The organism is Streptomyces sp. NPDC086989 (genome assembly GCF_044745505.1).
GTDB lineage: Bacteria > Actinomycetota > Actinomycetes > Streptomycetales > Streptomycetaceae > Streptomyces.
Window position 1 is genome coordinate 64,631 of record NZ_JBIVAL010000013.1, and the last position, 24,547, is coordinate 89,177.

The 24,547-nt window shown below is 73.2% G+C and carries 23 protein-coding genes; 14 read left to right on the forward strand and 9 right to left on the reverse strand.

Features of this window, described 5'->3' with window-relative positions:
• Positions 1-38: 38 nt before the first annotated feature.
• Positions 39-1,169 (reverse strand): hypothetical protein, encoded by a 1,131-nt coding sequence (locus tag ACIPK4_RS28620; RefSeq protein ID WP_402317630.1) that lies wholly within the window; start codon positions 1,167-1,169, stop codon positions 39-41.
• Positions 1,170-1,393: 224 nt separating this feature from the next.
• On the opposite strand from ACIPK4_RS28620, the gene ACIPK4_RS28625 reads away from it, so the two are divergent.
• The 6 genes from ACIPK4_RS28625 (at position 1,394) to ACIPK4_RS28650 (ending at position 6,604) form a co-directional block, all read left to right on the forward strand.
• Positions 1,394-2,380: an NADPH:quinone oxidoreductase family protein gene (locus ACIPK4_RS28625; RefSeq protein ID WP_402317631.1), complete on the forward strand. Its 987-nt coding sequence runs from the start codon at positions 1,394-1,396 to the stop codon at positions 2,378-2,380.
• Positions 2,377-3,564: an acyl-CoA dehydrogenase family protein gene (locus tag ACIPK4_RS28630; RefSeq protein WP_402317633.1), complete on the forward strand. Its 1,188-nt coding sequence runs from the start codon at positions 2,377-2,379 to the stop codon at positions 3,562-3,564. Before ACIPK4_RS28625 ends, ACIPK4_RS28630 begins: the two co-directional genes overlap by 4 nt.
• Positions 3,561-4,667, forward strand: a complete 1,107-nt coding sequence (locus ACIPK4_RS28635) for an acyl-CoA dehydrogenase family protein (RefSeq protein WP_402317635.1) — start codon at positions 3,561-3,563, stop codon at positions 4,665-4,667. Before ACIPK4_RS28630 ends, ACIPK4_RS28635 begins: the two co-directional genes overlap by 4 nt.
• A gap of 81 nt (positions 4,668-4,748) precedes the next feature.
• Positions 4,749-5,282, forward strand: a complete 534-nt coding sequence (locus ACIPK4_RS28640) for a GNAT family N-acetyltransferase (RefSeq protein WP_402317638.1) — start codon at positions 4,749-4,751, stop codon at positions 5,280-5,282.
• Between the two features lie 59 nt (positions 5,283-5,341).
• The gene (locus tag ACIPK4_RS28645; RefSeq protein ID WP_402317641.1) at positions 5,342-5,707 is read left to right on the forward strand and encodes a tyrosinase family oxidase copper chaperone; all 366 of its coding nucleotides are present in this window, start codon (positions 5,342-5,344) and stop codon (positions 5,705-5,707) included.
• A 33-nt stretch (positions 5,708-5,740) separates the two neighbouring features.
• The gene (locus ACIPK4_RS28650) at positions 5,741-6,604 is read left to right on the forward strand and encodes a tyrosinase family protein (protein ID WP_402317644.1); all 864 of its coding nucleotides are present in this window, start codon (positions 5,741-5,743) and stop codon (positions 6,602-6,604) included.
• A 176-nt stretch (positions 6,605-6,780) separates the two neighbouring features.
• Here the strand turns inward: ACIPK4_RS28650 and ACIPK4_RS28655 are convergent, their stop codons facing one another.
• Together ACIPK4_RS28655 and ACIPK4_RS28660 are read right to left on the reverse strand one after the other, a co-directional pair.
• Positions 6,781-7,059, reverse strand: coding sequence for a chaplin (locus ACIPK4_RS28655; protein ID WP_054225841.1), 279 nt, complete (start codon positions 7,057-7,059; stop codon positions 6,781-6,783).
• Between the two features lie 80 nt (positions 7,060-7,139).
• Positions 7,140-7,490: a hypothetical protein gene (locus ACIPK4_RS28660; RefSeq protein WP_402317647.1), complete on the reverse strand. Its 351-nt coding sequence runs from the start codon at positions 7,488-7,490 to the stop codon at positions 7,140-7,142.
• Between the two features lie 111 nt (positions 7,491-7,601).
• Here ACIPK4_RS28660 and ACIPK4_RS28665 point away from each other — a divergent pair, with 111 nt between their 5' ends.
• Positions 7,602-9,068: a carboxylesterase/lipase family protein gene (locus ACIPK4_RS28665; protein WP_402317649.1), complete on the forward strand. Its 1,467-nt coding sequence runs from the start codon at positions 7,602-7,604 to the stop codon at positions 9,066-9,068.
• Here ACIPK4_RS28665 and ACIPK4_RS28670 read toward each other — a convergent pair.
• Positions 9,046-10,287, reverse strand: a complete 1,242-nt coding sequence (locus tag ACIPK4_RS28670) for an alpha/beta hydrolase (RefSeq protein WP_402317651.1) — start codon at positions 10,285-10,287, stop codon at positions 9,046-9,048. The two genes, ACIPK4_RS28665 and ACIPK4_RS28670, sit on opposite strands and share 23 nt — an antisense overlap.
• Before the next feature lie 258 nt (positions 10,288-10,545).
• Between ACIPK4_RS28670 and ACIPK4_RS28675 the strand changes: the two genes are divergently transcribed.
• The 3 genes from ACIPK4_RS28675 to ACIPK4_RS28685 are packed head-to-tail and all read left to right on the forward strand — an operon-like array spanning position 10,546 to position 13,820.
• A complete protein-coding gene (locus ACIPK4_RS28675; protein ID WP_402317654.1) occupies positions 10,546-11,427 on the forward strand; it encodes an alkaline phosphatase family protein in 882 nt (293 codons plus the stop codon).
• A gap of 2 nt (positions 11,428-11,429) precedes the next feature.
• Positions 11,430-12,746, forward strand: coding sequence for an MFS transporter (locus ACIPK4_RS28680; protein ID WP_402317657.1), 1,317 nt, complete (start codon positions 11,430-11,432; stop codon positions 12,744-12,746).
• A 45-nt stretch (positions 12,747-12,791) separates the two neighbouring features.
• Positions 12,792-13,820, forward strand: a complete 1,029-nt coding sequence (locus ACIPK4_RS28685; RefSeq protein ID WP_402317660.1) for a TolB family protein — start codon at positions 12,792-12,794, stop codon at positions 13,818-13,820.
• A 105-nt stretch (positions 13,821-13,925) separates the two neighbouring features.
• Here the strand turns inward: ACIPK4_RS28685 and ACIPK4_RS28690 are convergent, their stop codons facing one another.
• The gene (locus tag ACIPK4_RS28690; RefSeq protein ID WP_402317662.1) at positions 13,926-14,612 is read right to left on the reverse strand and encodes a GNAT family N-acetyltransferase; all 687 of its coding nucleotides are present in this window, start codon (positions 14,610-14,612) and stop codon (positions 13,926-13,928) included.
• Between the two features lie 545 nt (positions 14,613-15,157).
• Here ACIPK4_RS28690 and ACIPK4_RS28695 point away from each other — a divergent pair.
• Complete coding sequence (locus ACIPK4_RS28695) at positions 15,158-16,402, forward strand: MFS transporter (protein WP_402317665.1); 1,245 nt, start codon at positions 15,158-15,160, stop codon at positions 16,400-16,402.
• 91 nt (positions 16,403-16,493) lie between these two features.
• Complete coding sequence (locus ACIPK4_RS28700) at positions 16,494-17,174, forward strand: (2Fe-2S)-binding protein (protein ID WP_402317667.1); 681 nt, start codon at positions 16,494-16,496, stop codon at positions 17,172-17,174.
• Positions 17,175-17,252: 78 nt separating this feature from the next.
• Here the strand turns inward: ACIPK4_RS28700 and ACIPK4_RS28705 are convergent, their stop codons facing one another.
• Positions 17,253-19,019, reverse strand: a complete 1,767-nt coding sequence (locus tag ACIPK4_RS28705) for a S8 family peptidase (RefSeq protein ID WP_402317670.1) — start codon at positions 19,017-19,019, stop codon at positions 17,253-17,255.
• A 268-nt stretch (positions 19,020-19,287) separates the two neighbouring features.
• Positions 19,288-20,646, reverse strand: coding sequence for a cation:dicarboxylate symporter family transporter (locus ACIPK4_RS28710; RefSeq protein WP_402317672.1), 1,359 nt, complete (start codon positions 20,644-20,646; stop codon positions 19,288-19,290).
• A gap of 108 nt (positions 20,647-20,754) precedes the next feature.
• On the opposite strand from ACIPK4_RS28710, the gene ACIPK4_RS28715 reads away from it, so the two are divergent.
• The gene (locus ACIPK4_RS28715) at positions 20,755-22,359 is read left to right on the forward strand and encodes an ATP-binding protein (protein ID WP_402317675.1); all 1,605 of its coding nucleotides are present in this window, start codon (positions 20,755-20,757) and stop codon (positions 22,357-22,359) included.
• On the forward strand, positions 22,356-23,087 hold the full coding sequence (locus tag ACIPK4_RS28720) for a response regulator (RefSeq protein ID WP_402317677.1): 732 nt from the start codon (positions 22,356-22,358) through the stop codon (positions 23,085-23,087). The genes ACIPK4_RS28715 and ACIPK4_RS28720 overlap by 4 nt, the downstream gene beginning before the upstream one ends.
• On the opposite strand, the gene ACIPK4_RS28725 is transcribed toward ACIPK4_RS28720, so the two are convergent.
• Positions 23,045-23,890: a tyrosinase family protein gene (locus ACIPK4_RS28725; protein ID WP_402317680.1), complete on the reverse strand. Its 846-nt coding sequence runs from the start codon at positions 23,888-23,890 to the stop codon at positions 23,045-23,047. The genes ACIPK4_RS28720 and ACIPK4_RS28725 overlap by 43 nt on opposite strands.
• Positions 23,887-24,291: a tyrosinase family oxidase copper chaperone gene (locus ACIPK4_RS28730; protein ID WP_054225854.1), complete on the reverse strand. Its 405-nt coding sequence runs from the start codon at positions 24,289-24,291 to the stop codon at positions 23,887-23,889. Before ACIPK4_RS28730 ends, ACIPK4_RS28725 begins: the two co-directional genes overlap by 4 nt.
• Between the last annotated feature and the right edge of the window lie 256 nt (positions 24,292-24,547).

The following is a 24,547-nucleotide window of genomic DNA, read 5'->3' on the forward strand; positions in this document are numbered from 1 at the left end:
AGCGCGCGGGCGCCGAGATCACCATGCCCGCGACGGGGTCACTTCTGCGGTGCGTACGCCTGCTTGCTCGCGCAGGTCCACACCACGGCGGTGCCCCTGCGCGTCTCCCAGTCGTAGAACGTGCCGCCCACCCGGTCGTCGTCCGAGGCCGCGTACGCCGAGCTGCGCGAGTCCGGTCCGGTGCCGGCGGGGTGGGGGAGGGCCAGTGGGGCTCCCGTGCCCGGCCAGTACGCCGCGTGGAGGTGGTTGGGGTATCCCTCGACGAAGGTGACGGCCGAGCCGACGGCCACGTTCGTGGCCGGGCTCAGCCCGTCGAAGGTCACGTGGTCGTAGCCGTCGACCCGGCCGGGGTCGTCCGGCAGGGCGTCGTACGGCTTCTTCCAGACGGCCGGCCTGCGCTCCTGCCAGTCGCGGTAGCTGCGGTCCTCGTGGCCGACGACCCGGCCGCGGTCGTCGATGCCGGCGGCGGTCGTCCAGACCGTCGGGTCGTCCTCCGTCCACACCCGCAGGCCGTACGGCGGGTACCCGCCCCCGGAGGGCCAGACGACCGGGAAGGTCTTCCCCCTGAGCTGGTCGTCCTCCTCGTAGGACGTCTGCGCCGTGCCGACGACGTCCCCGCGCGCGTTGATCCCGCTCACCGAGACGATCCTGGTGCCCGGGCGGGCGTCCGCGGGCACGGGAAGCTCGCGCACCACCGCGCCGTTCAGCCACTCCTTGGCGACGCCGCCCTCCATGCCCACGGAGCGGCCCGCGTCGTTGACGTCCGTCACCGCGCTCACGGTGGCTCCGCCGCCGATCAGCCGGACTTCCGCCGCCCCCTTCTGGTACGTGAAGCCGTAAGGGGCGTCGGGCGCACCGGCGCGCCGGAGGACGCCCACCATCAGGCCCTTGGCGTTCACGGCGCGCACCTCGCCCGATGCGAAGCCCTCGGGCAGCGGGACGGCGTGCACCGCGTGGTCGGCCGTCCAGTATGCGGGCAGTCCGACGCTTTCGCCGGCCACCAGGCCACCGGACCCGAAGGCGCGTACGGACCCGTAGGCCGGTGAGGGGCCCTCGGCGAGGGCCGGCAGCCGCAGGATGTCCGGCGTGCACGCCGGCCCGGCCGCCGCGGCCGGTGCGGCGGCCGTGATCAGGCCCGCCAGGACGACGGCGGCTCCGGCCGTGGACATGCTTCTTCTCATGTGGTGGTCCCCCCTGGACAGGTGCTGTTCCCCGTTGAGTCATGACACGTGCACACCACATGTTGCCCGAGGGTGGGGTTGGAGTGGCCGGAATGACGTGTGTTGATCCGGTCCGGACGCCCTCCGTACGGCCGAGCGGTTCCCAGAGAGGCAAGCGACTGCTTAGTATGCTCCGCGGAGCGTGGTCCCTCGACGGCGGCTGGAGGCCCCGGATGCAGGCATGGCGAGTACACACCCCAGGCGAACCCCGCGAGGTCATGCGCCTCGAAGAGGTCCCCGAACCGGTGCCCGGCGAGGGCGAGGTGAAGCTGAAGGTGCTCGCGGCGAACGTCAACTTCCCCGACGCGCTGCTCGCCCGCGGCCAGTACCAGATCCGTCCGCCGCTGCCCTTCACCCCCGGCGTCGAGATCTGCGGCGAGACCGAGGACGGCCGCCGCGTCATCGCCAACCCGAGCCTGCCGCACGGCGGTTTCGCCGAGTACGTCACCGCGCCCGCCCGCGCCCTGCTGCCGGCCCCCGCCACCCTCGACGACGCCGAGGCCGCCGCCCTGCACATCGGCTACCAGACCGGCTGGTTCGGCCTGCACCGCAGGGCCCGCCTCCAGGCCGGCGAGACCCTGCTCGTGCACGCCGCCGCCGGTGGGGTCGGCAGCGCCGCCGTCCAGCTCGGCAAGGCCGCCGGCGCCACCGTCATCGGGGTCGTCGCAGGCAAGGCCAAAGTGCGCACCGCGGAAGAGCTCGGCTGCGACCTGGTGATCGACCGGTCGACCGAGGACGCGGGCGGGATCGCCGCCCGCGTCAAGGAGTTCACCGGCGGGCGCGGCGCCGACGTCGTGTACGACCCCGTCGGCGGCGAGGCGTACACCGCCTCCGCCAAGTGCGTGGCCTTCGAGGGCCGGATCGTCGTCGTCGGCTTCGCCAGCGGCACCATCCCCGCCCCCGCCCTCAACCACGCCCTCGTGAAGAACTACGCCGTCCTCGGCCTCCACTGGGGCCTGTACGCCGCCAAGGACCCCGCTTCCATCGCCGCCTGCCACACCGAGCTGACCCGGCTCGCCGCCGAGGGCGCGATCAGGCCGCTGGTCAGCGAACGCGTCCCGCTCGCCGGAGCCGCCGACGCCGTCCAGCGCGTCGCCGACGGGGCCACCACCGGCCGCCTGGTCGTCGTACCGGCCCTGAACGGAGGCGGCTCGCGGTGATCACCCCCGAAGAACTCGTGGCGCGCGTACGGGACCTGCTCCAAGCGCACCCGCCCGCCGACACCGACCGCGCCACGTTCCTGCGGGCCCGCTTCGACGCCGGCCTCGCCTGGATCCACTACCCCGAGGGCCTCGGCGGACTCGCCGCCCCCCGCACCCTCCAGGCCGTCGTCGACGCCGAACTCGAAGCCGCCGGCGCCCCCGACAACGACCCCCGCCGGATCGGCATCGGCCTCGGCATGGCCGCCCCCACGATCCTCGCGTACGGCACCGACGAGCAGAAGCAGCGCTTCCTGCGCCCCCTGTGGGTCGGGGACGAGGTCTGGTGCCAGCTCTTCAGCGAGCCCGGCGCCGGCTCCGACCTCGCCGCACTCGGCACCCGCGCCGTGCGCGAGAGCGGCACCGGCGACTGGATCGTCGACGGGCAGAAGGTGTGGACCTCCAGCGCCCACACCGCCCGCTGGGCCATCCTGATCGCCCGCACCGACCCGGCGCTGCCCAAGCACCAGGGCATCACCTACTTCCTCTGCGACATGCACGCCCCCGGCGTCGAGGTCCGGCCGCTGCGCCAGATCACCGGCGAAGCCGAGTTCAACGAGGTCTTCCTGACCGGCGTCCGCATCCCCGACAGCCACCGGCTCGGCGCCGTCGGCCAGGGCTGGGAGGTCGCCCGCACCACCCTCATGAACGAACGCGTCTCCATCGGCGGCATGCGCATCCCGCGCGAGGGCGGCATGATCGCGCCCGTCGCCGCCGCCTGGCGCGAGCGGCCCGGGCTGCGCACCCACGCACTGCACCAGCGGCTGCTGCGGCTGTGGGTCCAGGCCGAGGTCGCCCGGCTCACCGGCGAACGGCTGCGCCAGCAGCTCGCCGCCGGGCAGCCCGGCCCCGAGGGATCCGGGATGAAGCTCACCTTCGCCCGCCTCAACCAGGAGATCAGCGGCCTGGAGGTGGAACTCCTCGGCGAGGAGGGGTTGCTCTACGAGGACTGGACGATGCGCCGGCCCGAGCTCGTCGACTTCACCGGCCGCGACGCCGGATACCGCTACCTGCGCGCCAAGGGCAACAGCATCGAGGGCGGCACCAGCGAAATCCTCCTGAACATCGTCGCCGAACGCGTCCTCGGCCTGCCCGGCGAGCCGCGCGACGACAAGGACCTCGCCTGGAAGGACCTGGCCCGATGAGCACTGCCTTCGACCTGCTGTACTCGGACACGGAGGAAGAACTCCGCTCCGCCGTACGGGCGCTGCTCGCGGACCGGTGCGCACCGGCCGCCGTCCTCGCCCGGGCGGAGACCGGCCGGCCGCACGACCCGGAACTGTGGCGCACCCTCGCCGCCGACATCGGCACCGCGGGACTGCTCGTACCGGAGAAGCTCGGCGGCCAGGGCGCGGGGCACCGGGAGGCGGCCGTGGTCCTGGAGGAGCTGGGGCGGGCCGTGGCGCCGGTCCCGTACCTGACGAGCGCGGTGCTCGCCACGGAGATCCTGCTGGGCTGCGACACGCCGGAAGCCACCGCGCTGCTCAGGGAGCTGGCCTCCGGCCGGCAGGTGTGCGCACCCGCGCTGCCGCTGACGCAGGCCCCGGGCGCACCGCTGCCGGCCGCGGTGCGTGACACCGGGGGCGGCGCCCTGACGGGCACGGTCACCTCGGTCGCGGACGCGGTCGCCGCCGACGTGCTGCTGGTCCTCGCGGACACGGGGCTGTACGCGGTCCCCGCGGCGCAGGCCGCACCGACCCCGCTGGTCCCGCTCGACCTGACCCGCCCGCTCGCCACCGTGACGCTGGACGCGGCCGCCGGAACCCGGCTCGCGGACCCGGCGACGGCCCGCGCGGCGGTCGCCGGAGCGCTGCTCTCCGGGGCCGGACTGCTCGCCTCCGAACAGCTCGGGCTCGCCGAATGGTGCCTGACGGAAACGGTGCGGCACGTACGCGGCCGGCACCAGTTCAACCGGCCCGTAGGCTCCTTCCAGGCGCTCAAGCACCGGCTGGCGCAGCTGTGGCTGGACGTGGCCTCGGCCCGGGCGGCGGCCCGCGCCGCGGCGGACGCCCTGGCCACGGGGGCTCCCGACGCCCCGCTGACGGTGGCCGTCGCCCAGGCGTACTGCTCCGGGGTCGCGGTGCGCGCGGCGGAGGAGTGCGTGCAGCTGCACGGCGGCATCGGCATAACCTGGGAGCACCCGGCGCACCTGTACCTCAAGCGCGCCAAGGCCGACGCCCTCGCCCTCGGCACCCCGGGCCACCACGAAGCCCTGGTCGCGGACTTCGCGGAACTCCCGTCCCCCTGAGGGCTGTCCCGCCGCCCGGCGGACGGCCCGCCGCCGGAGGCGGTGTCCGCCGGGCCGTCGGCCCCTGCCTATCCTCGCCGCATGATCCCCGTCATCACCCGCCTCGACGCCCCCCGACTGGCCGCCCACCGCGAGGAACTCGCCGATCTCCTGGTCGCTGTGGTCCGCGGCGGCTCCTCCCTCGGCTTCCTCGCCGACCTCGATCACGCCCGGGCGGCCGCCTGGTGGGATTCCCTCGCTCCCGCCGTCGAGGAGGGCTCCCTCGCCCTGTGGGCCTCCCGCGCCGGTGACGGCCGTCTCGACGGCACCGTCAGCTGGTACCGGGAGTCCAAGCCCAACGGGCGCCACCGCGCGGAGCTGCGCAAGCTCATGGTGCACCCGCGGGCGCGCGGCCGCGGCGCCGCCCGCGCACTCCTCACCGAGGCCGAGCGGGCGGCCGCCCGGGCCGGTGTGCTGCTGCTGGTCCTGGACACCGAGACCGGCAGCGGCGCCGAGCACGTCTACCGTTGCGCGGGCTGGACCGAGGCCGGCACCATCCCCGACTACGCCACCGATCCGGCGGGCCGCCTGCACCCCACCACCCTCTTCTACAAGCGGCTCCGGCCGCTGATGTGACCTCGCCCGCCGCGCGGCGTTAGACCCCGTAGCGCGGACCACCGAGCGAGGGAGACCGCATGTACGCCACATCCGCCACCGCAGCACTCACCCGCCGCGCCGTCCTGCGTACGGCCTTCACCGCGGCCGTGCTCGCCGGTACCGCCGCGGCCCTGGCCCCCGTACTGCGCGCCCGCCGGCCCCGGCAGACCGTCACCCCGGCGCCCCTCACCGAGGAGACGTACCGCGGCCGGCACATCGCCGTCGACCTCGCCGGGGTCCGCATCGACGGCCGTCCCCTGCACGTCATGCGCCGTGCCGACGGCAGCTACCTGAGCGGGATCAACCACTTCGAGTCCTTCGCGACCCCGCTGGAGCTGGCCCGCGCCGCCGTCGACGAACTCGGCACCACCCAACTGGCGTCGGCCGCCCCGCACCACGACTGACGGCCACACCGGACCGGAACGGGAGGAGCCCGCGTGTACACCCGGCAGAACCAGAGGAACCTGACCAGCGCCCAGAAGAGGCGGTTCACGGCGGCCGTGCTGGAGCTCAAGCGCAACGGCGCCTACGACGACCTGGTGCGCACCCACGACAAGTACTTCGTGCCCGACCGGGACAGCAAACTCCGCGTCGGCCACATGTCCCCGTCGTTCTTCCCCTGGCACCGCCGCTTCCTGCTCGAGTTCGAGCGGCTGCTCCAGGCCGTAGACCCGGGTGTCTCGGTGCCGTACTGGGACTGGACCGCGGACAGCAGCCCGGTCTCCTCCCTCTGGGCCGAGGACTTCCTCGGCGGCACCGGCCGTGAGAGCGACCGCCGCGTGACGACGGGCCCCTTCGCCTACGAGCAGGGCAACTGGGAGATCACGGTGGGCATCACGGAGGCCCGCTTCCTCACCCGCAACCTCGGCCGCCCGCAGAACCCGATCGCCCTGCCCACCGCGGCCGAACTCCAGTGGGCGCTGGACGATCCGACGTACGACACCTCGCCCTGGGACTCGACGGCGCAGGGCGGCGGCTTCCGCAACAAGCTGGAGGGCTGGGCCGCGCCGAAGAGCGAGCGCTGGCGCAACCACAACAAGGTGCACCAGTGGATCGGCGGCCACATGACGGGCGGCACCGCCCCGAACGATCCGGCGTTCTGGCTGCACCACGCCTTCGTCGACCTGCTCTGGGACCGCTGGCAGCAGAAGCACCCCGGCTCCGGCTACCTGCCCGCGGCCCCGCTCGAACTGGGGGACCTCCAGCGCGGCCGGGTGATCGCCCTCGACGAGGTGATGCCGCCGTGGAACGTCACCCCGCGGGACATGCTCAGCCACAGGGGCCTCTACCGCTACGAATGACCCCGGCGCGATCCGCGGCGCCCGCGATCCCGGGCACGGGATGCGCCGCTCCAGGGCATCGCCAGGGCACGGGACGTGGTTTCACCGGGTACGAGGGCACGGGAAGGGCCCCCGCCGGCGGCGGGGGCCCTCGGTGCTCGGGCCGGCCGGTCGAGCCGGCCGACGGGCACGGACGGTCAGCCGCCGTAGCCCTCGGTGTGGTGCTCGCCGCCGCCCGAGGCGTTGATGCAGGTGTTGCCGAACGCCGGGTTCAGGAGAGCGATCACGTTCACGGTGTTGCCGCAGACGTTGATCGGGACGTGAACCGGGACCTGGACCAGGTTGCCCGACAGGACACCGGGGGAGCCGACCGCCGCACCGTGCGCTCCGGCATCGGCGACGGCCAGACCGGCACCGGCGGCCAGGGCGCTACCGGCAACAGCGGTGACGGCGACTGCCTTCGCGATACGCGACATCAAGATCTCCTCTGGGGATGGGGGTGCCGCAGGAGTCTGCGGCATTTGACATGGCATACAACGCAGCGGGAGCCCGGCGGTCACGGCTGCTGGGCCTTGGTGATGAAGGAAAACCGCACGGAGGCGAAGTACGGCTGGATCTGGCCCCCGCCCCCCGGCGGCAGCACCGCCACGGCGTCGCCCTTGCAGCCCGGCTCGCGGTACAGGGTCGCCCGGCTGCCCGTCGCGTTGGTGACCGCCCTGAAGCCGCCGCCCTTCGCCTCGACGCAGCCCGTCGGGCCGCTCAGCCCGTGGACCTTGTCGTCCCGGCCGACGTACTGGAACTCGGGCCCCGCGGCCCGCGCCGTCCCCGCGGCCACGAGCAGGAGCAGGGGGACCGAGCCGGCCCGGACCAAGCCGCGGACGCCGGGGTGGATACGCATGGATCGCATGCCGGTCCAACCCGGCGGTCCCGGGACCGGGTCACGCCTTGTCACCCGTCGCTGGCCTGTGCGACCGTGCCGGGGACGCGGAGCACCGGATCCGGCGGAGGAGCGGGAACGATGAGCACAACGGGCGGCAGCGGCCGGCCCCGGGTCAGGACCGGGTACGGCGTGGTCGAGGGCAGGACCGGCCCGGGCGGCGTCTCCGTCTTCCGGGGCGTCCCGTACGCCGCCCCGCCCGTCGGCGCCCTGCGCTTCGCAGCCCCCGGGCCCGCGACCCCCTGGGACGGCGTACGCGACGCCGGCAGCTTCGGGCCCACCGCGCCCAAGGTGCCCTACCCGCCGAAGTTCGCCGCCCTGCTGCCCGACCCGGACATCCCGGGGGACGACTGCCTGAACCTCAACGTGTGGACCCCGGACCCGGCCCCCGGGGCCCGGCTGCCCGTCATGGTGTGGCTGCACGGCGGGGCGCTCACCCGAGGCTCCTCGGCCGTCCCCGTCTACGACGGCTCCGCGTTCGCCCGCGACGGGGTGGTGCTGGTCTCCGTCAACTACCGCCTGGGCGTCCTCGGCTACGGTCTCTTCCCCGACGCCCCCGCCAACCGCGGGCTGCTCGACCAGATCGCCGCCCTGACCTGGGTACGGGAGAACATCGAGGCCTTCGGCGGGGACCCCGGCCGCGTCACCGTCTTCGGTGAGTCGGCCGGCGCCATCAGCGTCGGGGCCCTCCTCGGCGCCCCGCGCGCCGCCGGGCTCTTCGCCGCGGCCGTCCTGCAGAGCGGGGCCCCCGAGGTGCTGCGGCGCGACAGCGTGCGCGCCATGGTCCGGCGCATGGCCTCCCTGCTCAAGGTGCCCGCGACCGCCGAGGCCTTCGCCGCCACCGCCCCGCGCGACCTGCTCGCCGCACAGGGCGCCGTCATGCGCCGCTCCGGCCCGCTCGTCGGGGGCCCGGCGTTCGGCCTGGTCGCCGACCCGGACACGCTCCCCGGCGACCCCCTGGAGGCCGCGACGGCGACGGACGTACCGCTGCTGCTGGGCTGGACCAGCGAGGAGTACCGGCTGTGGCTCGCCCCCACGGGCGCGATGCGGCTCATGGACCGGCTCGGTCCGCTCACCGTGGCCCTGGCCCGCGCCCGCAGCGGCAAGGACCGGGCCGCCGTGCGGGCGCTGCGGGCCGCACTGCCCGGGGCGGGGCCGGCCGAGCTCGCGGGGCAGCTGCTCACCGACCGGCTGCTCCGCGACCCGCTGCGCCGGCTCGCCGCGGCACGGCGGCCCGCACCGAGTTTCCTGTACGAGTTCGGCTGGCCCTCCGGTGTCCCGGGCCTCGGCGCCTGCCACGCCCTGGAGCTGGGCTTCGTGTTCGACGCGCTCCACGTGCCGGAGTCCTCGTGGCTGGCCGGCCCGGACGCCCCGCAGGAACTGGCCGACCGGATGCACGCGGCCTGGGTGCGCTTCGCCGTGACCGGGAACCCGGGCTGGGCGGCCTGGGACGGCGACGGCCCGCCGATGGTGTTCGGCGGGCCGCAGCGCGTGGAGCCGGTCGAACCGGCGGGGACGGGCCCCGCTACTCCACCGGTCCTTCCATGACCTTGCTGATGAACTGGATCGGGCCCTCGCCCATGTTCGGCACGTAGGTCTTGGCGTTGTGCTGGCCGCCGGGGATCACCCTCAGGCTGGTGTGGATCGGGCCCTTGGTGTAGGTCGCGACGAACTTCTGCACGTCGGGCAACGTCTTCTTGTTGTTCTCGTTGTCGCCGACCTGGAAGGCGAGGTAGACGTCCGGAGCGCCCTTCTTGTCGATCATGGCCTTCGCCAGCAGCTCCGGGTTGTTCTCGGCCTTCTCCTTGTCGTGGCCCTTCCACAGGGAGGAGTCGGGCACGATGTCCGGGCCGGAGCAGATCGCGGCCTTGAACTTGTCCGGGTGCTGGAGCACGGCCTTCAGGCTCGCGAAACCACCGGTGGAGGAGCCCATGTAGGCCCAGCCGTCACGGGACTTGATCGTGCGGAAGTTCGCCTTCATCAGGTCCGGGACGTCCTCGGTCAGCCAGGTGCCCATCTTGGGCTGGCCGGGAATGTCGGATCCGTCCCAGTAGATGCCCTTGTCGTCCGGGCCCGGGTTGAGGACCGGCATGGCGAGGATGAACGGCTTGCTCTTGCCCTCGCTGTACCACTTGCTGATGCTGGTCTGCAGCCCCAGGTCGGTGCCCATCCAGTAGTTGCTCGGGTACCCGGCGCCGCCCGGCAGGGCGATCATGACCGGGAAGCCGCTCTTGGCGAACTTGGGGTCGTTGTACTCCTTGGGCGCCCAGACCCACACCTTGCCCTTGAAGCCCGACTTCTGGCCCTCCAGGGTGGTGACGGCCACGTGCGTGCCGTCGCCCAGCGTCATCGAGTTCTTGAACTCGGCCTTCGGGCCCGTGGGCATCAGGGCCTTGGCGTTGGCCGCCTGCTTGGGGGTGCCGTCGGTGCCGCCCGCCTTGCCGCCGCCGGCCGGCTGGCCGAAGGAGACGTCCTTGCCCTTGTCGGTGAAGGGCGGTATCTCGAAGTGGTACATCACCCCCGCAGCTATGCCGGCGAGCGCGAGGACGGTGACACCCGCGATCAGCCAGCGCCTGCCCCGGCGCGGGCGCCGCTGCTCGTACTCGGGCTCGTCGGGCTCGCCGTACGGCGGGTGCGGCGGCCCGTACGGCGGCTCGGGCTGGTACTGCGGTTCATACGGCTGCGCGTACGAAGTGCCGTAGGGCTGCTGCTGGTACTGCCCTTCCGACCGGTACGGCTGGTGCTGTCCGTCGGGTGCGTACGACATGTGCGGTTGCTCTCCGGCTGGTGCTGCCCCGTCGGGGGGTGGTCTCGTCTGTTCGAAGGATGAGCCTAAGTGATCCACGGTTCCCCTTTTTTCCAGCTCTTGGGATGACGTAGGGCTGGGCGTTGCCGAACACCCGGAAGCTCACCGGAGTTCCCGATCTGTTGGCCGACTGTCCCTGGTCCATGCACATGCCCCTGGGTATGGTGCGTCCGCGCCGCCCCCAGACCCCCCTGCCCGGAGGTATTTTCCGTGTTTGGCATGACCTCATCACGGTCCCGCCGCAAGACCGCCCTCGCCACCGCCTTCGGCCTCACCGCCGCAGGTGCCGCCCTCTGGGCCGGCGTAGGAGCGGCCCAGCCCGCACACGCCGCCGGCCTGCCGGTCCCCGACCACGTCGTCGTCGTGGTCTTCGAGAACCACGCCTACAGCCAGGTGATCGGCAGCTCCAGCGCCCCGTACATCAACTCCCTCAAGACGGGCGGAGCCAACCTCACCCAGTCCTACGGCGTCACACACCCCAGCCAGCCGAACTACCTGCAGCTGTTCTCGGGCTCGAACCAGGGCGTCACCGACGACAGCTGCTACTCGCCGGGCTTCAGCTCCGCACCCAACCTCGCCTCCGAGCTCATCGCCGCGGGCAAGAGCTGGGGCAGCTACAACGAGACCCTCCCCAGCCAGGGCTCCACCACCTGCAGCAGCGGCAAGTACGCCCGCAAGCACAACCCCTGGTTCGCGTTCTCCAACGTGCCCACCGCCAGCGCCAAGACCATGACCCAGTTCCCGACGGACTACACCACCCTCCCCAAGGTGTCCTTCGTCGTCCCGAACCTGTGCAGCGACATGCACGACTGCTCCGTCGGCACCGGCGACACCTGGCTCAAGAACAACCTCAAGGCCTACGCGGACTGGGCCAAGACCCACAACAGCCTCCTCGTCGTCACCTTCGACGAGGACAACCGGCTCTCCGGCAACAAGATCCCGACCGTGCTCTACGGCCAGTCCGTCACCCCCGGCAGCACCTCGGGCACCACGTACAACCACTACGACGTGCTGCGCACCCTGGAAGGCCTGGCCGGCCTGACCACCCACGCCGGGAACGCGGCCACCGCCAAGGACATCACTGGGATCTGGGCTTCCTGACCATGTACGTTGCGGACAGTCGCGGAACCCCCGCGCCCGCCGTGACCCCCGAGCCACCGGCCGTCGCCCCGGGCACCAGCCCGGGGCGGCGCGCCGCGCTCGCCCCCACGGTGCTCGCCCTCGGCACGGTCAGCCTGATCACCGACGTCTCCTCCGAGATGGTCACGGCCGTGCTCCCGCTCTACCTCGTCGTCGGCCTCGGCCTCTCCCCGCTCGGCTTCGGCCTGCTCGACGGGCTCTACAACGGCATCAGCGCCCTGGTCCGGCTCACCGGAGGCCACCTCGGCGACCGCCTCGGCCGGCACAAAACCCTCGCCGGGCTCGGCTACGGCCTCTCGGCCCTGTGCAAGCCGCTGCTCCTGCTCGCCCACACCCTGCCCGCCATCGGCGCCGTGCTCGCCCTCGACCGCACCGGCAAGGGCCTGCGCACCGCCCCGCGCGACGCGCTGATCTCCCTGGCCGCCGCCCCGGAGGACCGCGGCCGGGCCTTCGGCGTACACCGGGCGATGGACACCGCGGGCGCCCTGATCGGGCCGATCCTGGCGTTCCTGATCCTGCGCGGCGCCGCCGACGGCTACGACGCCGTCTTCACGGTCAGCGCCTGCGTCGCCGCCCTCGGCGTGCTCGTGCTCGTCCTGTTCGTCCCCGGCCGCCGCACCGAGCCGGCGCCCGGCGCGGAACCCGTCTCCCTGCGCGCCTCCCTCGGCTTGCTGGGCCGCCGGGACCTGCGCCGGATCAGCGCGTGCGCGCTGCTGCTCGGGCTCTGCACCGTCAGCGACGCCTTCGTCTTCCTGCTGCTCCAGCGCGCCACCGGGATCGCCGACCGCTGGTTCGCGCTGCTGCCGCTGGGCACCGCCGCCGCGTTCTTCCTGCTCGCACTGCCGCTGGGCCGGCTCGCCGACCGGATCGGCCGCTGGCGCGTCTTCCTCGGCGGCCACCTCGCGCTGCTCCTCGCGTACGGGCTGCTGCTGGCGGGCGGGACGGGGCCGGGCCACAGCACGGTCCTGCCGTACGCCGTGCTCCTGCTGCACGGGGGCTTCTACGCGGCCACCGACGGCGTCCTGATGGCCGCGGCCGCCGGAGCCGTGCCCGAGGAGCACCGCGGCGGCGGCCTCGCCCTCGTCCAGACCGGCCAGGCCCTCGCCCGCTTCGCCGCCTCGCTCGGCTTCGGCGCCGCCTGGACCGTGTGGGGCCCCCGCCCAGCGCTCGCGGTCGCCGCCGTCCTGCTGGCCGTCGCGGCCGCAGCGTGCGCGGTGCTGCGCCCCGCGGACACCACGACCGCCGCGGACACCGTGCCCGCCGGGGCGGGAGCCGACTGAGCCGCCCGCTCCGCCTGCCGTCCCCCACATTCCCGAAAGGCCCCCATGACCCTCCAACGCCGGATCCTGATCCTCGTCTCCGCCGTCGTGCTGCTCGCCGCCGTGGGGGTGCTGGCCGTCGTACGGGCCTCCTCGCGGGCCGACGAGAAGGACCGGACCCAGGCCGGCGGCCCCCCGATCACCCGGGGCGAGGTCTCCCTCACGCCCGGCGCGGGCGGGCGGCGGATCGTGTTCCGGAACATGGCGTGGGGCCCGCACCGCGACGAGCTCGCCACCGTCCCCGCCGACACGCCCCGGGGAGCCCGCACCGCCTCGGGGGTGAGCTGCCTGCGCTTCCACGCGGCGGCCGGCACCGGGATCTGCCTCCAGGCCGACAAGGGCGGGGTACAGGACGGCTACCGGGCCGTCGTCCTCGACGCCGGCCTCAAGGAGGTCTCGGCGCGCCCGCTGGCCGGCATCCCCACCCGGGCCCGGGTCTCCCCCGGGGGACACCTGGTCGCCTGGACGGTCTTCGTCGGCGGGGACTCGTACGCCGGGACGGACTTCTCCACCCGCACGTCGCTGCTCGACCTGCGCACCGGGAAGTTCGACGCCTCCCTGGAGGACTTCACGATCCGCAAGGACGGCAAGACGTACCGCAACGCCGACGTCAACTTCTGGGGCGTGACCTTCGCCGCGGACGAGCGGACCTTTTACGCGACGCTCGCCACCGGCGGCCAGACCCACCTGGTCCGCGGCGACCTCGTCGAGCGCACCGTGACCACCCTCCGCGAGAACCTGGAATGCTCGTCGCTGTCGCCCGACGGGACCCGGCTGGTCTTCAAGAAGAGGGTGCCGGGCCTCTCCCCGGACGCGCCGTGGCGGCTGTACGCCCTGGACCTCGCCACGATGCAGGAGACCCCGCTCGCGGAGCAGCGCAGCGTCGACGACCAGGTGGTGTGGACGGACGACAAGACCGTCGTCTACTCCCTGCCCGGTGACTTCGGCGCCGACCTGTACGCCGTGCCGGCCGACGGCAGCGGCGCTCCGGCCCCGCTGATGGCCTCGGCCCTCGCCCCGGCCTTCCTGGGCTGACGCCGCGAGGAGGGACCGGGACGGGACCGGAACGGGCCCGCGGCCGGACGGAGCCGACCGGGGCCGCACGGGCCCGGATGCAGGACTCCCGGGGCCGTGCCGGGGCTAGGCCGGGATCAGCGTCTTGCGGCGCCGCTTGCGCTGGGCCCCGGCCGACAGCCGCATCTCGATGATCGACCGTACGGTCGGCCACTCCTCGTCGAGGATCGAGTAGAAGGCGGTGCTGCGCACGGCGCCGTCGAGGCCCCGCGAGTGGGCCCGGCGGACCCCCTCGCAGGTGAACCCGAGCCGCTCCATCGCCGCCCGCGAGCGCCCGTTGCGGGCGTCGGCGCGCAGCGAGATGCGGCGCACGCCCCAGGTCTCGAAGGCGTGGCGGAGCATGAGCAGCTTCGCCTCCGTGTTGATGCCCGTCCCCTGGGCGCCCGGGGACAGCCAGGTATTGCCGATCTCGGCGGCATCGGGGATCGCCGTCGCCGGATCACCGAACGGGACGCCCGGCACTGCGGGCCACACCAGCGGGCCCTGCCAGTAGTCGAGTTCCAGGAACCGGGTCGAACCGACGACCCGGCCGTCGGTGGCTCTGACCACCGCGAAGGGGAGCGATCGACCCGCCGCCTGATCTGCGAGGGCGCGGTCGATGTACTCGTGGGACGCCTGCACCCCATGGGGTACGGGGGTGAAGGCGTAAGTCGTACGATCCTCGGCCCCGGCCACGGCCAAAGCCTCGGTGTGGTGGGGGGCGAGGGGCTCGAGCCGCACGGTGCGGCCGGCGAGGAGTACGGGTACGGGCACGGAGCCTTCGGTCCTTCTGGGCGGTGGGGTGGTTGCACAGTGTGCGCTCCTGACGTCGCCCCCCGCGCAAAACGCGGGTGAAAGGCAACGGGCTGTCAGGTGAACGCGAGTGGCTCAATGTAGCCCCTAAATCTCCTCTCATGAACCCCCAAATTGGCAACGCCGCGGCCATGTTTTTCGAGGACTTCGATCCCCGGCCCGGAGCGCCCGTAATCCTGATCCGCGGACATCCGTTCCCGCGCACCGCCCAGGCCCCCCGGACGGCGGTCCACACGGCCTCCCATCGGCCTACAAACGCCCTCTGACCTGCGCGGATGCAAGGGGGTCCGGACGCGGTCCGGCCGCCTGCCGACCGCCGGCCCGGCGGGCGGCCGCGGGACCCTCCCGGGCCGCCCGGAGATCGAACGGACGGCCGTCGGTGATGTGTCCAACAGCGGGTGCCGCGGTGCCGCGGGGGCGAGCCCGGCGGCCCGACCCGAGTGGCCCAGCGGAAGGGCCGCCGATTGGACCGTTCGGTTGGGCCATCCGGCTGATCCAATGGACCGGTGACGATACGGATCCTGCCCCCTCCCGGGGCGCCGCGCCGCCTGGCGGCCGCCCAGCTGAGCAACTCCGTCGGAGACGGCGCCTACTACGTGTGTTCGGCCCTCTACTTCACCCGCGTGGTGGGTCTCTCACCCGCCCAGATCGGCCTCGGACTGACGATCGCGTGGGCGATCGGCTCCGTCGCGGGCGTTCCGCTGGGGGCGCTCGCCGACCGGCGCGGTCCGCGCGGCACGTCGGTCCTGCTGGCCCTGGCCACCGCGGCCTCCGTGTCCTCGTTCCTGTTCATCCGCTCCTTCTGGGCCTTCCTCCTCACCGTCGCCGTCTACGCCACCGCCCAGTGCGGGCTGGCGGCCGCCCGGCAGGCGCTGCTCGCGGGGCTGGTGACCCCGCAGGAGCGCACGGGCGTACTGGCCCACCTCCAGTCCGTGCTGAACGCCGGGCTGGCGCTGGGGGCGGCCCTCGGCGGGCTCGCCCTGAGCGCCGACACCGAACGGGCCTACCTTGCGGTGTTCCTCCTCGACGCCGTCAGCTTCCTGGTCTGCGCCGCCGTGCTGCTGCGGCTGCCCGCGGTGGCACCCGTACCGCAGCGGGCGGCCGGGGAGCCGCGGCTGGCGGTCCTCCGCGACCGCCCGTACGCGCTCGTCACCCTGCTGAACGCGGTCCTGCTGCTGCGGATGCCGCTGCTGAGCCTCGCCGTCCCGCTGTGGATCGTGGAGCGCACCAGCGCCCCGGGCTGGCTGGTGTCGGCGCTGTTCGTGCTCAACACCGTGGCGGTCATGCTGTTCCAGGTGCGGGCGGCGCGGCCGGTGACCGACCTCGACAGCGCCCGCCGTGCGGTCCGGGTGTCCGGACTGGTCATGGCCGCCTCCTGCGGCGTGTTCGCCCTGTCGGCGCTGCCCGGGGCGGGCTGGGCGGCCGCGGCGCTGCTGGTGGCCGGGGCGGTGCTCCAGGCGGACGCCGAGATGCGGCAGTCCGCCGGGTCCTGGCAGATCGGCTTCTGCCTGGCCCCGGCCGAGCGGATCGGGCAGTACCAGGGCTTTTTCGGGACCGGGGTGCCGATCGCGCGGACCCTGGGGCCACTGGTCCTGACCTCGCTGCTCCTGCTGTGGGGGATCCCCGGCTGGCTGCTGCTCGGCGCGGTGCTGCTGGCCGCCTCGTACGGGATGGGCCCCGCGGTCCGCCGGGCGGCCGGGGCGGTCCACCGCGGAACCGGGCCCGCGGGGGCCGTCGTACAGGCGTCCTAGGTGTGTGGCGATGCGCACGTCCATGGCCCGGACGGTCGCCCGGACCCTGGCCGTGATCCGTGAGAACACCGCCGCCTGAGATCATCCGCGCATGGAGATGCAGGAGCTGCTGGGCCGGCTGGCCGCCATCGGGCCGTTCTTCGGCGTGCCGTTCGGGACGGAGCCGCCCGGCCCCGGCTTCCGGCCGCTGAGCGAGCTGTACGGGCGCCGACTGGAGCCGTACGTCGCCGAGGTGGGCCGGCGCATCGGCAGCGGGCCCGGCCGGGTCGCCGCCTCGACCGCGCAGTTCGGGATCGCTTCCCGGCTGTGGTCGGTCGGGCTGGGCTGCGCCGCGCTGGGCGGGCGGATCCCGGACCTGGCGGCGGACCGCGTGTGGTGGCGGTTGCCCGCTGCGGGGTCCATGGAGCTGTGGCTACCCGATCCCGGCCGGGGGGAGCTGCCGTCCGCGGCGCTCGGCGAGAACGTGCTCGGCCACCTCGCGGTGCTCGACGGGGCGGTGCGCGACCGGTACGGCGTGTCCCCCAAGGTGCTGCGCGGGAACGCCGCGTCGGGGCTGGTCGGGGCGCTGCGCGTGCTGATCGACCGGGTCCCGGGCGGCCCGGCGGTGTCCCTGGCGGCGGAGCTGCTGGCCGGGGGCGGGGCGCTCGGCGGCAGCGGCACCTTCGTCCACGAAGAAGGCCTCGGGGTGGCGTTCGTGCGCCGCAGCTGCTGCCTCTACTACCGGGTGCCCGGCGGTGGGCTCTGCGGGGACTGCGTGCTGCGGACCAGGTAGGCCGCCCCTCTCGGGGCGGCCCGCCCGGGGGGGGCCCCCGGGGGGGGGGGGGGGCCCCCCCCGGGGGCCCCCCCGGCCTCAGAAGGTGAGGTTCCAGGCGTCGATCTTGCCGGTGTCCGCGCTGGCGTTGTCGTTCACGCGGAGCTTCCAGACGCCGTTGGCGACCTCGGAGGAGGCGTTGACGGTGAAGGTCTGGATGATGTTGTCCGTGGAGCCGCCGGCCCGGTTGCTCAGGGTGTAGACCGAGCCGTCGGGGGCCACCAGGTCGACCTTCAGGTCACCGATGTAGGTGTGCTTGATGTCCACGCCCACCTTGAGGGTGGCCGGGGCGTTGCCGGTCACCCCGCTGACGGTGATGGGGCTCTCCACGGTGGCGTTGTCGTTGATCGCGAAGTCGCTGAGGTTCTCGAAGTACTTCCCGGGCGGCGGGGTGGAGCCCACCGCCTTCAGCGCGTCGACCTGGCCCTCGCCGAAGAACGAGTTGTTGGCCGCGGTGCCGGTGCAGCGGCCGTCCGACGGGCAGGCGATGTCGTTCGCCTGGGTGGCCAGCTTGTCGCGCAGCTGCGCCGGGGTGATGCCGGGGTTGGTGCTGGCGAGCAGCGCCGCGACGCCCACGACGTGCGGGGTCGCCATCGACGTACCGCTCTTGGTGCCGTACTTGCCGCCCGGCAGCGTGGAGTAGACGTCCTGGCCGGGGGCCGCCACGTCGATGACGCCCGAGCCGAAGTTGGAGAACGAGGCCTTGGTGGTGCCGGTTCCGTTCGCCGCGACCGTGACCACGCCCGGGAGCTCGGTCGGGATGTCGAGGCAGGCGTTGGTGATGGTGCGGGTGACCGGCGTCGAGTCGTTGGGGCTCGCGGTGTCGGTCGTCTTGTGGGCGAGGTCGTAGTTCTCGTTGCCCGCCGCGGCGACCTGCAGCGAGCCCTTGCCCTCGGCGTACTCCTGGGCGCGCTTGACGCCCTCGATGATGGCGGCCTGGTCGATGTTGTCCGGGCAGTTGAACTGCCACGGGTCGGTGTAGTAGCTGTTGTTGGTGACCTTGAAGCCGTGGTCACCGGCCCACACGAACCCGCAGATGGTGTTCTCGGCGAAGAAGAACGAGTTGCCCGGCTCGGCGACGCGGACCGCGGAGATCTTCACGCCCGGGGCCACGCCGACGACGCCCTTGCCGTTCTTGGCGGCCGCGATGGTGCCCGCGACATGGGTGCCGTGGGTGTCCACGTCCCGCCAGGCGCCCGCACGGGTGTCGGGCTTGCCGTAGGCACAGGAGACGGAGTCGGCGGCGTTGAAGTTCGGCGCCAGGTCCTGGTGCTGGTCGTCGACACCGGTGTCGAGGATGCCGACCTTGACGGAGGCGGAGCCGGTGGTGACGGCCCAGGCCTGGTCCGCCTTGATCTGGCTCATGTCGGCGCGGACGGGCTCGCCGGCCGGGGTCGTCGACTGCGCCGGGTTGGCGGGCAGCGCCGGGTTGTAGGCGTCGGCCGGAACATCCGAGGTGCGGGTGGCCCCGACCTGCTGGACCCCGCTCACCCCGCGCATCGTCGCGGCGAAGCCGGCGGACGAGGAGTGGGCGACGATCACGCCGATGGCGTCGAAGTTCGAGAAGACGGTGCCGCCGTTGGCGGCGATGGCGGAACGCACCGCCGAGCTGTCACCGGGGGCGGTGATCACCAGGTAGGCGCGGGTGCCGGCAACCCAGGTCGCACTCTGGGAGGACGGCGCCGCGGCCTTGGCCTTGGCGGGGGCGGACGGGACGGCCTGCCCGGAGGGCGAGACCGGGGCGGTGCCGGCGAGCGCGGCGGGGGCCCCGAAGGCGAGTGCGGCGCCGAGCGTGGCGGCCAGCACGAGGGTACGTCGAGGTCGGCTGGATATGTGGGGTATCAATGCGTCCTCCGAAGACGGCCCGGTGGTGCTGGTGGCACCTACCGGGCCGTACGAAACGAGTGGTGGACGCAAGATGTCAGAAGCGTGCCCGGGTGCGGAAGTACCTTTTACCGCACGACACTTCACAGCCCCATGGCCGAAAATCGACCATGGGGGCGGAGTGCGGGCCGACCGGGCTGGGCACCGTGGGGGCGAGCCCTGCCCGGCCGGCCCGTGACGGGCGTTCCGCTTAGGCGGGTACGCCGTCCTCGGCGCGGACCGGCGAGGGGGCGGGCACGGCGGGGATCTCCGTACCGTGGCCGTCGTCGACCAGCGTGGTCTCGTCGAACTGCAGGCGTCCGGCCAGGACTTCGGTGGCCCGTCGGCGGTCGAACTCCTTGGTCCAGGTGCCGATGAGCACGGTTGCCACCGCGTTGCCCGCGAAGTTGGTCAGTGCCCTGGCCTCGCTCATGAAGCGGTCGATGCCCACGATCAGCCCCACGCCGTCGACGAGTTCCGGCCGGTGTGACTGGAGCCCCCCGGCCAGCGTCGCGAGCCCCGCGCCGGTCACCCCGGCCGCGCCCTTCGAGGCCACGATCATGAACAGCAGCAGGGAGATCTGCTCGCCCAGGGCGAGCGGCTTGCCCGTCGCCTCCGCGATGAACAGCGAGGACATCGTCAGGTAGATCGCGGTTCCGTCCAGGTTGAACGAATAGCCCGTCGGCACGGTGATGCCGACCACGGGCTTGGAGACGCCCAGGTGTTCCATCTTCGCGATCAGCCGCGGCAGTGCCGACTCCGACGAGGAGGTCGAGAGGATCAGCAGGAACTCGCGGCCCAGGTAGCGCAGCAGTGAGAACACGTTGAGCCCGGTGCACAGCCGCAGCAGGGTGCCGAGCACGACGAACACGAACAGCAGGCAGGTCGTGTAGAAACCGATCATGATGACGGCGAGCGACTTCAGCGCGTCGATTCCGGTTGCGCCGACCACCGCGGCGATCGCGCCGAACGCGCCCACCGGCGCGGCCCACATGATCATCGCGAGCACCCGGAAGACCAGCTTCTGCACGTGGCCGATGCCCCGGAGCAGCGGCTCGCCCGCCGCACCCATGGCCTGGAGCGCGAACCCGCACAGCAGGGCCACGAGCAGCGTCTGGAGCACCTGGCCGCCGGTGAAGGCCGAGACCAGGGTGGTCGGGATGATCCCGAGCAGGAACTCGGGAGTGCTCTGCGCCGCGCCCGCCTTGGCCTGTGCCTCTCCGGCGTGCTTGACGGCCTCGGTCAGGTGCAGCCCGGAGCCCGGCTCCAGCAGGTTCCCCACGAGGAGCCCGATGGCCAGCGCCACCGTGGACATGATCATGAAGTAGCCGAGGGCGAGTCCGCCCACGGCGCCGACCTTGGCGGCCTTGCGCACCGACCCGATGCCCAGCACGATGGTGCAGAAGATCACGGGCGAGATCATCATCTTGATGAGGTTCACGAAGCCGGTGCCCAGCGGCTTCAGCTCCACGGCCGTGCCCGGCGCGGCGAAGCCGACGGCGATGCCGAGGAGCACCGCGGCGATCACCGCGATGTAGAGATAATGGGTCTTGTCGCGTCTGCCGGCCACGGCTCGCCTCCTGGTGCTGAATACGTCCCGGGAGGACCATCGCCCGAGCCTGTGACCCCGGTCACCGTTGCGTTCATTGAGTTCACGCCGAGGTGCACACTGAACGCCATGTTCCGTTTCCCTCGTCCGCCGCGCAGCCTCGCCGGCCAGCTCTTCGCCATGCAGGTGCTGCTGGTCGCCGTGGTCGTCGCCGGCTGCGCGGTCTTCGCGTACGCCACCGCCCGCGGGCAGGCCGAGGAGGCCGCCCGGCGCCAGGCGGGGGCGGTGGCCCGCGCGGTCGCCGACTCCCCGTCCGTCCGCGAGGCCGTCCGCGCGGCGGGGCAGGGGGGCAGTCCCTCGGCGGCCCTCCAGCCCTACGCCGAGCGGGTCCGCGTCGACTCCGGGGTGGACTTCGTGACGATCATGGCTCCGGACGGGCGGCGCTGGACCCACCCCGACCCCCGCCGCATCGGCGAGCCCTTCATGGGGAACACCGCCCGCGCCCTGCGCGGCGAGACCTTCAGCGAGACCTACACCGGCACCCTGGGGCCTTCCATCCGCGTGGTGACCCCGCTCGTCGACGACGGCCGCGTGACCGGCATGGTCAGCGCCGGCATCACCGTCCGCGCGATCAGCGCCCGGCTCGCCGAGCAGCTCTCCGCCCTCGTCTGGGTCGCGGCCGGCGCGCTCGCGCTCGGCGGACTCGGCACGTACGTCGTCAACGCCCGGCTGCGCCGGCACACGCACGGGATGAACGCGGGCGAGCTCAGCCGGATGTACGACTACCACCAGGCGGCCCTGCACGGCGTCCGCGAGGGACTGCTGATGCTCGACGGCCAGCGACGGATCACACTGATCAACGACGCCGGACGCGAACTGCTCGGCCTGCGCGGGGACATCAGGGGAACCGGGGCCGCCGACCTCGGACTGCCCGCGCCGATCACCGGCGCCCTGCTCGCCGACCGGCCGCGGGTGGACGAGGTGCACCTGACCGCGGACCGGGTACTGGTCCTCAACAGCTCGCCCGTCGCGGGCGGCGGCCGCCGCGGCACCGTGGTCACCCTGCGCGACCACACCGAACTCCAGTCGCTGACCGGCGAACTGGACCAGGAGCGCGGATTCACCGAGGCGCTGCGCTCCCAGGCCCACGAGGCGGCCAACCGGCTGCACACCGTGGTCTCCCTCATCGAACTCGGCCGCGCCGAGGAGGCGGTGGAGTTCGCCACCGCGGAACTGGAGCTGGCCCAGGCCCTCACCGACGAGGTGGTCACCGGCGTCGGCGAACCCGTCCTGGTGGCGCTCCTGCTGGGCAAGGCCGCCCAGGCGCACGAGCGGGGCGTCGAACTGGTCGTCACCCCCGACAGCCGCGCCGTGGACGGCCGGACCGGAACCCTCCCGGCCCGCGACCTCGTCACCGTGCTCGGCAACCTCCTCGACAACGCCGTCGACGCCCTCACCGGTGTGCCGGGGGCCCGGATCGCCGTCACCGTCCGGCCCGAGGGCGACGGACTGCTGCTGCGCGTCACCGACAACGGCCCCGGGCTGCCGACGGGCGCCGCCGCGGACGTGTTCCTGCGCGGCTGGTCGGGCAAGGGAGAGGGGCGCGGCCTCGGCCTCGCCCTGGTCCGGCAGGTGGCCCACCGGCACGGAGGCAGCGCGGTCGCCGCCGAAGTGCCGGGCGGAGGGGCCGAGTTCACCGTACGACTGCCCATGCGAAGGGAGCCGACGCCATGAGTGACGCCCGTGAGGCCCGTGAGGCCCGCGAGGTGCCCGAGGTGCGGGTGCTGGTGGTCGAGGACGACCCCGTCGCCGCCGACGCGCACGCGCTGTACGTCGGCAGGGTGCCCGGCTTCACCGCCGTCGGCGCCGTCCACTCGCTCGCCGAGGCCACCCGGTGCCTGGAGCGGACCCGGGTCGACCTGCTGCTGCTCGACCTCACCCTGCCCGACGGCCACGGGCTGCGCTTCGCACGCCGGCTGCGGGCGTCCGGTCATCCCGTGGACGTGATCGTGGTGACTTCGGCACGGGACCTGGCCGTGGTCCGCGAGAGCGTCTCGCTCGGCGTGGTCCAGTACGTGCTGAAGCCCTTCGCCTTCCCGACGCTGCGCGAACGGCTGCTGCGCTACGCCGAGTTCCGCGCGACGGCGGGGGAGGCGGCCGGCCAGGACGACGTGGACCGGGCGCTCGCCGCCCTGCGCGCACCGGGCCCCGCCGAGCTCCCGAAGGGGCTGAGCGCGCCGACCCTGGAGCGGGTCGGCGCGCTGCTGAGGGCGGCGCCCGAGGGACTGACGGCAGCGGGGACGGCCGAGGCGGCCGGGATCTCCCGGATCACGGCCCGCCGCTACCTGGAGCACCTCGTGGACACCGGGCGGGCGGACCGCACCCCCCGCTACGGCCAGGTCGGGCGCCCCGAACTGCACTACCGCTGGCTGGCCGCCGCCGGCTCGGTGTCGAAGGTGTAGAACTTGCGGTGGTCCAGCATGTCGGCCGGGGTCACGTCGTTCCACGGCCGCATGGTGTCGTGCAGGTCGACGACGTTGGCGGTGCCGGCGGCCGGCAGGTACGCCGACTTCGGGTTGCGGGCCTGCCACTCGGCCCACAGCTTGTCGACGTAGGCGTGGTGCATCCAGAACACCGGGTCGTTGGGGGAGACGCCGGTGGCCATCTGGCCGCCGACCCAGACGTGCACCCGGTTGTGGAGGTTGGCGCCGCGCCAGCCCTCCAGGTGGTTGCGGAAGCCGTTCGACGAGCTGTTCCACGGGGCCATGTCGTACACCGGCATGTTGAGCACGGCGTCCACCTCGGCCTTCGTCGGCAGCTCGGCCACCCCGGCGCCGAGCGCGCGGCGCAGGTACGTGCGCCCGTCCACCCGTATGTTCACGTTGAACTTCCCGGTGGCGTACGCGAACGGCCCGTCCATGACCTGCCCGTCGCGGGCCCGGCCGGTGCCGCCGAGGAAGTCGGCGGCCCACAGGGAGGCGCGGGCGGTGCGGTCCGTGGTCCAGTCCCAGTACGGGAGCGTGACCTTCGCGTCCACTTTCTGCAGCTCGGCCTCGAACTCCAGCAGGAAGCGGCGGTGCCAGGGGAGGAAGGACGGGGAGCGGTGGCCGACGCGGTCACCGGAGTCTGTGTCGCTCATGATGAACCCGTTGTGGGTGGTCACGAAGCGGTCGTAGACCCCCGTGCGCTTCAGTTCGAGCAGGGCGTTCGTGAAGGCGCGCTTCTCTTCGGCGGTGAGCGCGGCCTGGTTCTTGCGGACGGTCATGCCGTGCCTCCCATGGGCGCGAACGGGGCGAGGACGGCTCCCTGGAGCTCGCGCACGGCGGCGCGGGCGAGCGAGGCCGGATCGGCGAAGGTCTCGTAGTGGTTGACCACGCTGATCCAGGTGCCGTCGGCGTTGCGCATGACGTGGAGTTCACGGCCGTCTATCCGGACCGTCGGCAGGGCGTCGTGGCCGCCGCCGTGGTGGCCGCCATGATGACCGCCCCCGGCCTCCGCCGGGGTGATCTGTATGCGGCGGCCCTGGTACACCTCGTCGACCGCGCCGGTGGGTAGGGAGGCGCGGGAGTCGGTGGCGGCTGCGTGCGCGGTGGCGCCGGCGATGCCGAGGGCGGTGAGTGCGCCGGCCGTGGTGCCCAGGGCCTGCCGACGGGTGATCTTGTTCATGGGCCGAAGAAGTATCAGGCCGGCGCGGGCCGTTGGCTGATATCCGGACATCAGCGGATAAGTTGCCCATAGAACGAATTGGTCGATCTTCTCGTCCGAACCGGCTCCAGCGGCCCGGACGGGAAGATCTTCGTGCAAAAGTCTACTCGACAGTAAGTTGTCCGGCGCCACGCCGCTCCTATGGGGGGCGTCACACCGTGGAGTCGGCCGGAAGCTCTCGGTGTGCACGGCCCAAAAGCCGAGATGGTAATGATCC

Coding starts and splice junctions, on each gene's coding strand:
- ACIPK4_RS28620 (WP_402317630.1), bottom strand. CDS start 1,169: ATGTCCACGGCCGGAGCCGCCGTCGTCCTGGCGGGCCTGATCACGGCC.
- ACIPK4_RS28625 (WP_402317631.1), top strand. CDS start 1,394: ATGCAGGCATGGCGAGTACACACCCCAGGCGAACCCCGCGAGGTCATG.
- ACIPK4_RS28635 (WP_402317635.1), top strand. CDS start 3,561: ATGAGCACTGCCTTCGACCTGCTGTACTCGGACACGGAGGAAGAACTC.
- ACIPK4_RS28640 (WP_402317638.1), top strand. CDS start 4,749: ATGATCCCCGTCATCACCCGCCTCGACGCCCCCCGACTGGCCGCCCAC.
- ACIPK4_RS28645 (WP_402317641.1), top strand. CDS start 5,342: ATGTACGCCACATCCGCCACCGCAGCACTCACCCGCCGCGCCGTCCTG.
- ACIPK4_RS28655 (WP_054225841.1), bottom strand. CDS start 7,059: ATGTCGCGTATCGCGAAGGCAGTCGCCGTCACCGCTGTTGCCGGTAGC.
- ACIPK4_RS28660 (WP_402317647.1), bottom strand. CDS start 7,490: ATGCGATCCATGCGTATCCACCCCGGCGTCCGCGGCTTGGTCCGGGCC.
- ACIPK4_RS28665 (WP_402317649.1), top strand. CDS start 7,602: ATGAGCACAACGGGCGGCAGCGGCCGGCCCCGGGTCAGGACCGGGTAC.
- ACIPK4_RS28670 (WP_402317651.1), bottom strand. CDS start 10,287: ATGTCGTACGCACCCGACGGACAGCACCAGCCGTACCGGTCGGAAGGG.
- ACIPK4_RS28675 (WP_402317654.1), top strand. CDS start 10,546: ATGACCTCATCACGGTCCCGCCGCAAGACCGCCCTCGCCACCGCCTTC.
- ACIPK4_RS28680 (WP_402317657.1), top strand. CDS start 11,430: ATGTACGTTGCGGACAGTCGCGGAACCCCCGCGCCCGCCGTGACCCCC.
- ACIPK4_RS28685 (WP_402317660.1), top strand. CDS start 12,792: ATGACCCTCCAACGCCGGATCCTGATCCTCGTCTCCGCCGTCGTGCTG.
- ACIPK4_RS28700 (WP_402317667.1), top strand. CDS start 16,494: ATGGAGATGCAGGAGCTGCTGGGCCGGCTGGCCGCCATCGGGCCGTTC.
- ACIPK4_RS28715 (WP_402317675.1), top strand. CDS start 20,755: ATGTTCCGTTTCCCTCGTCCGCCGCGCAGCCTCGCCGGCCAGCTCTTC.
- ACIPK4_RS28720 (WP_402317677.1), top strand. CDS start 22,356: ATGAGTGACGCCCGTGAGGCCCGTGAGGCCCGCGAGGTGCCCGAGGTG.
- ACIPK4_RS28725 (WP_402317680.1), bottom strand. CDS start 23,890: ATGACCGTCCGCAAGAACCAGGCCGCGCTCACCGCCGAAGAGAAGCGC.
- ACIPK4_RS28730 (WP_054225854.1), bottom strand. CDS start 24,291: ATGAACAAGATCACCCGTCGGCAGGCCCTGGGCACCACGGCCGGCGCA.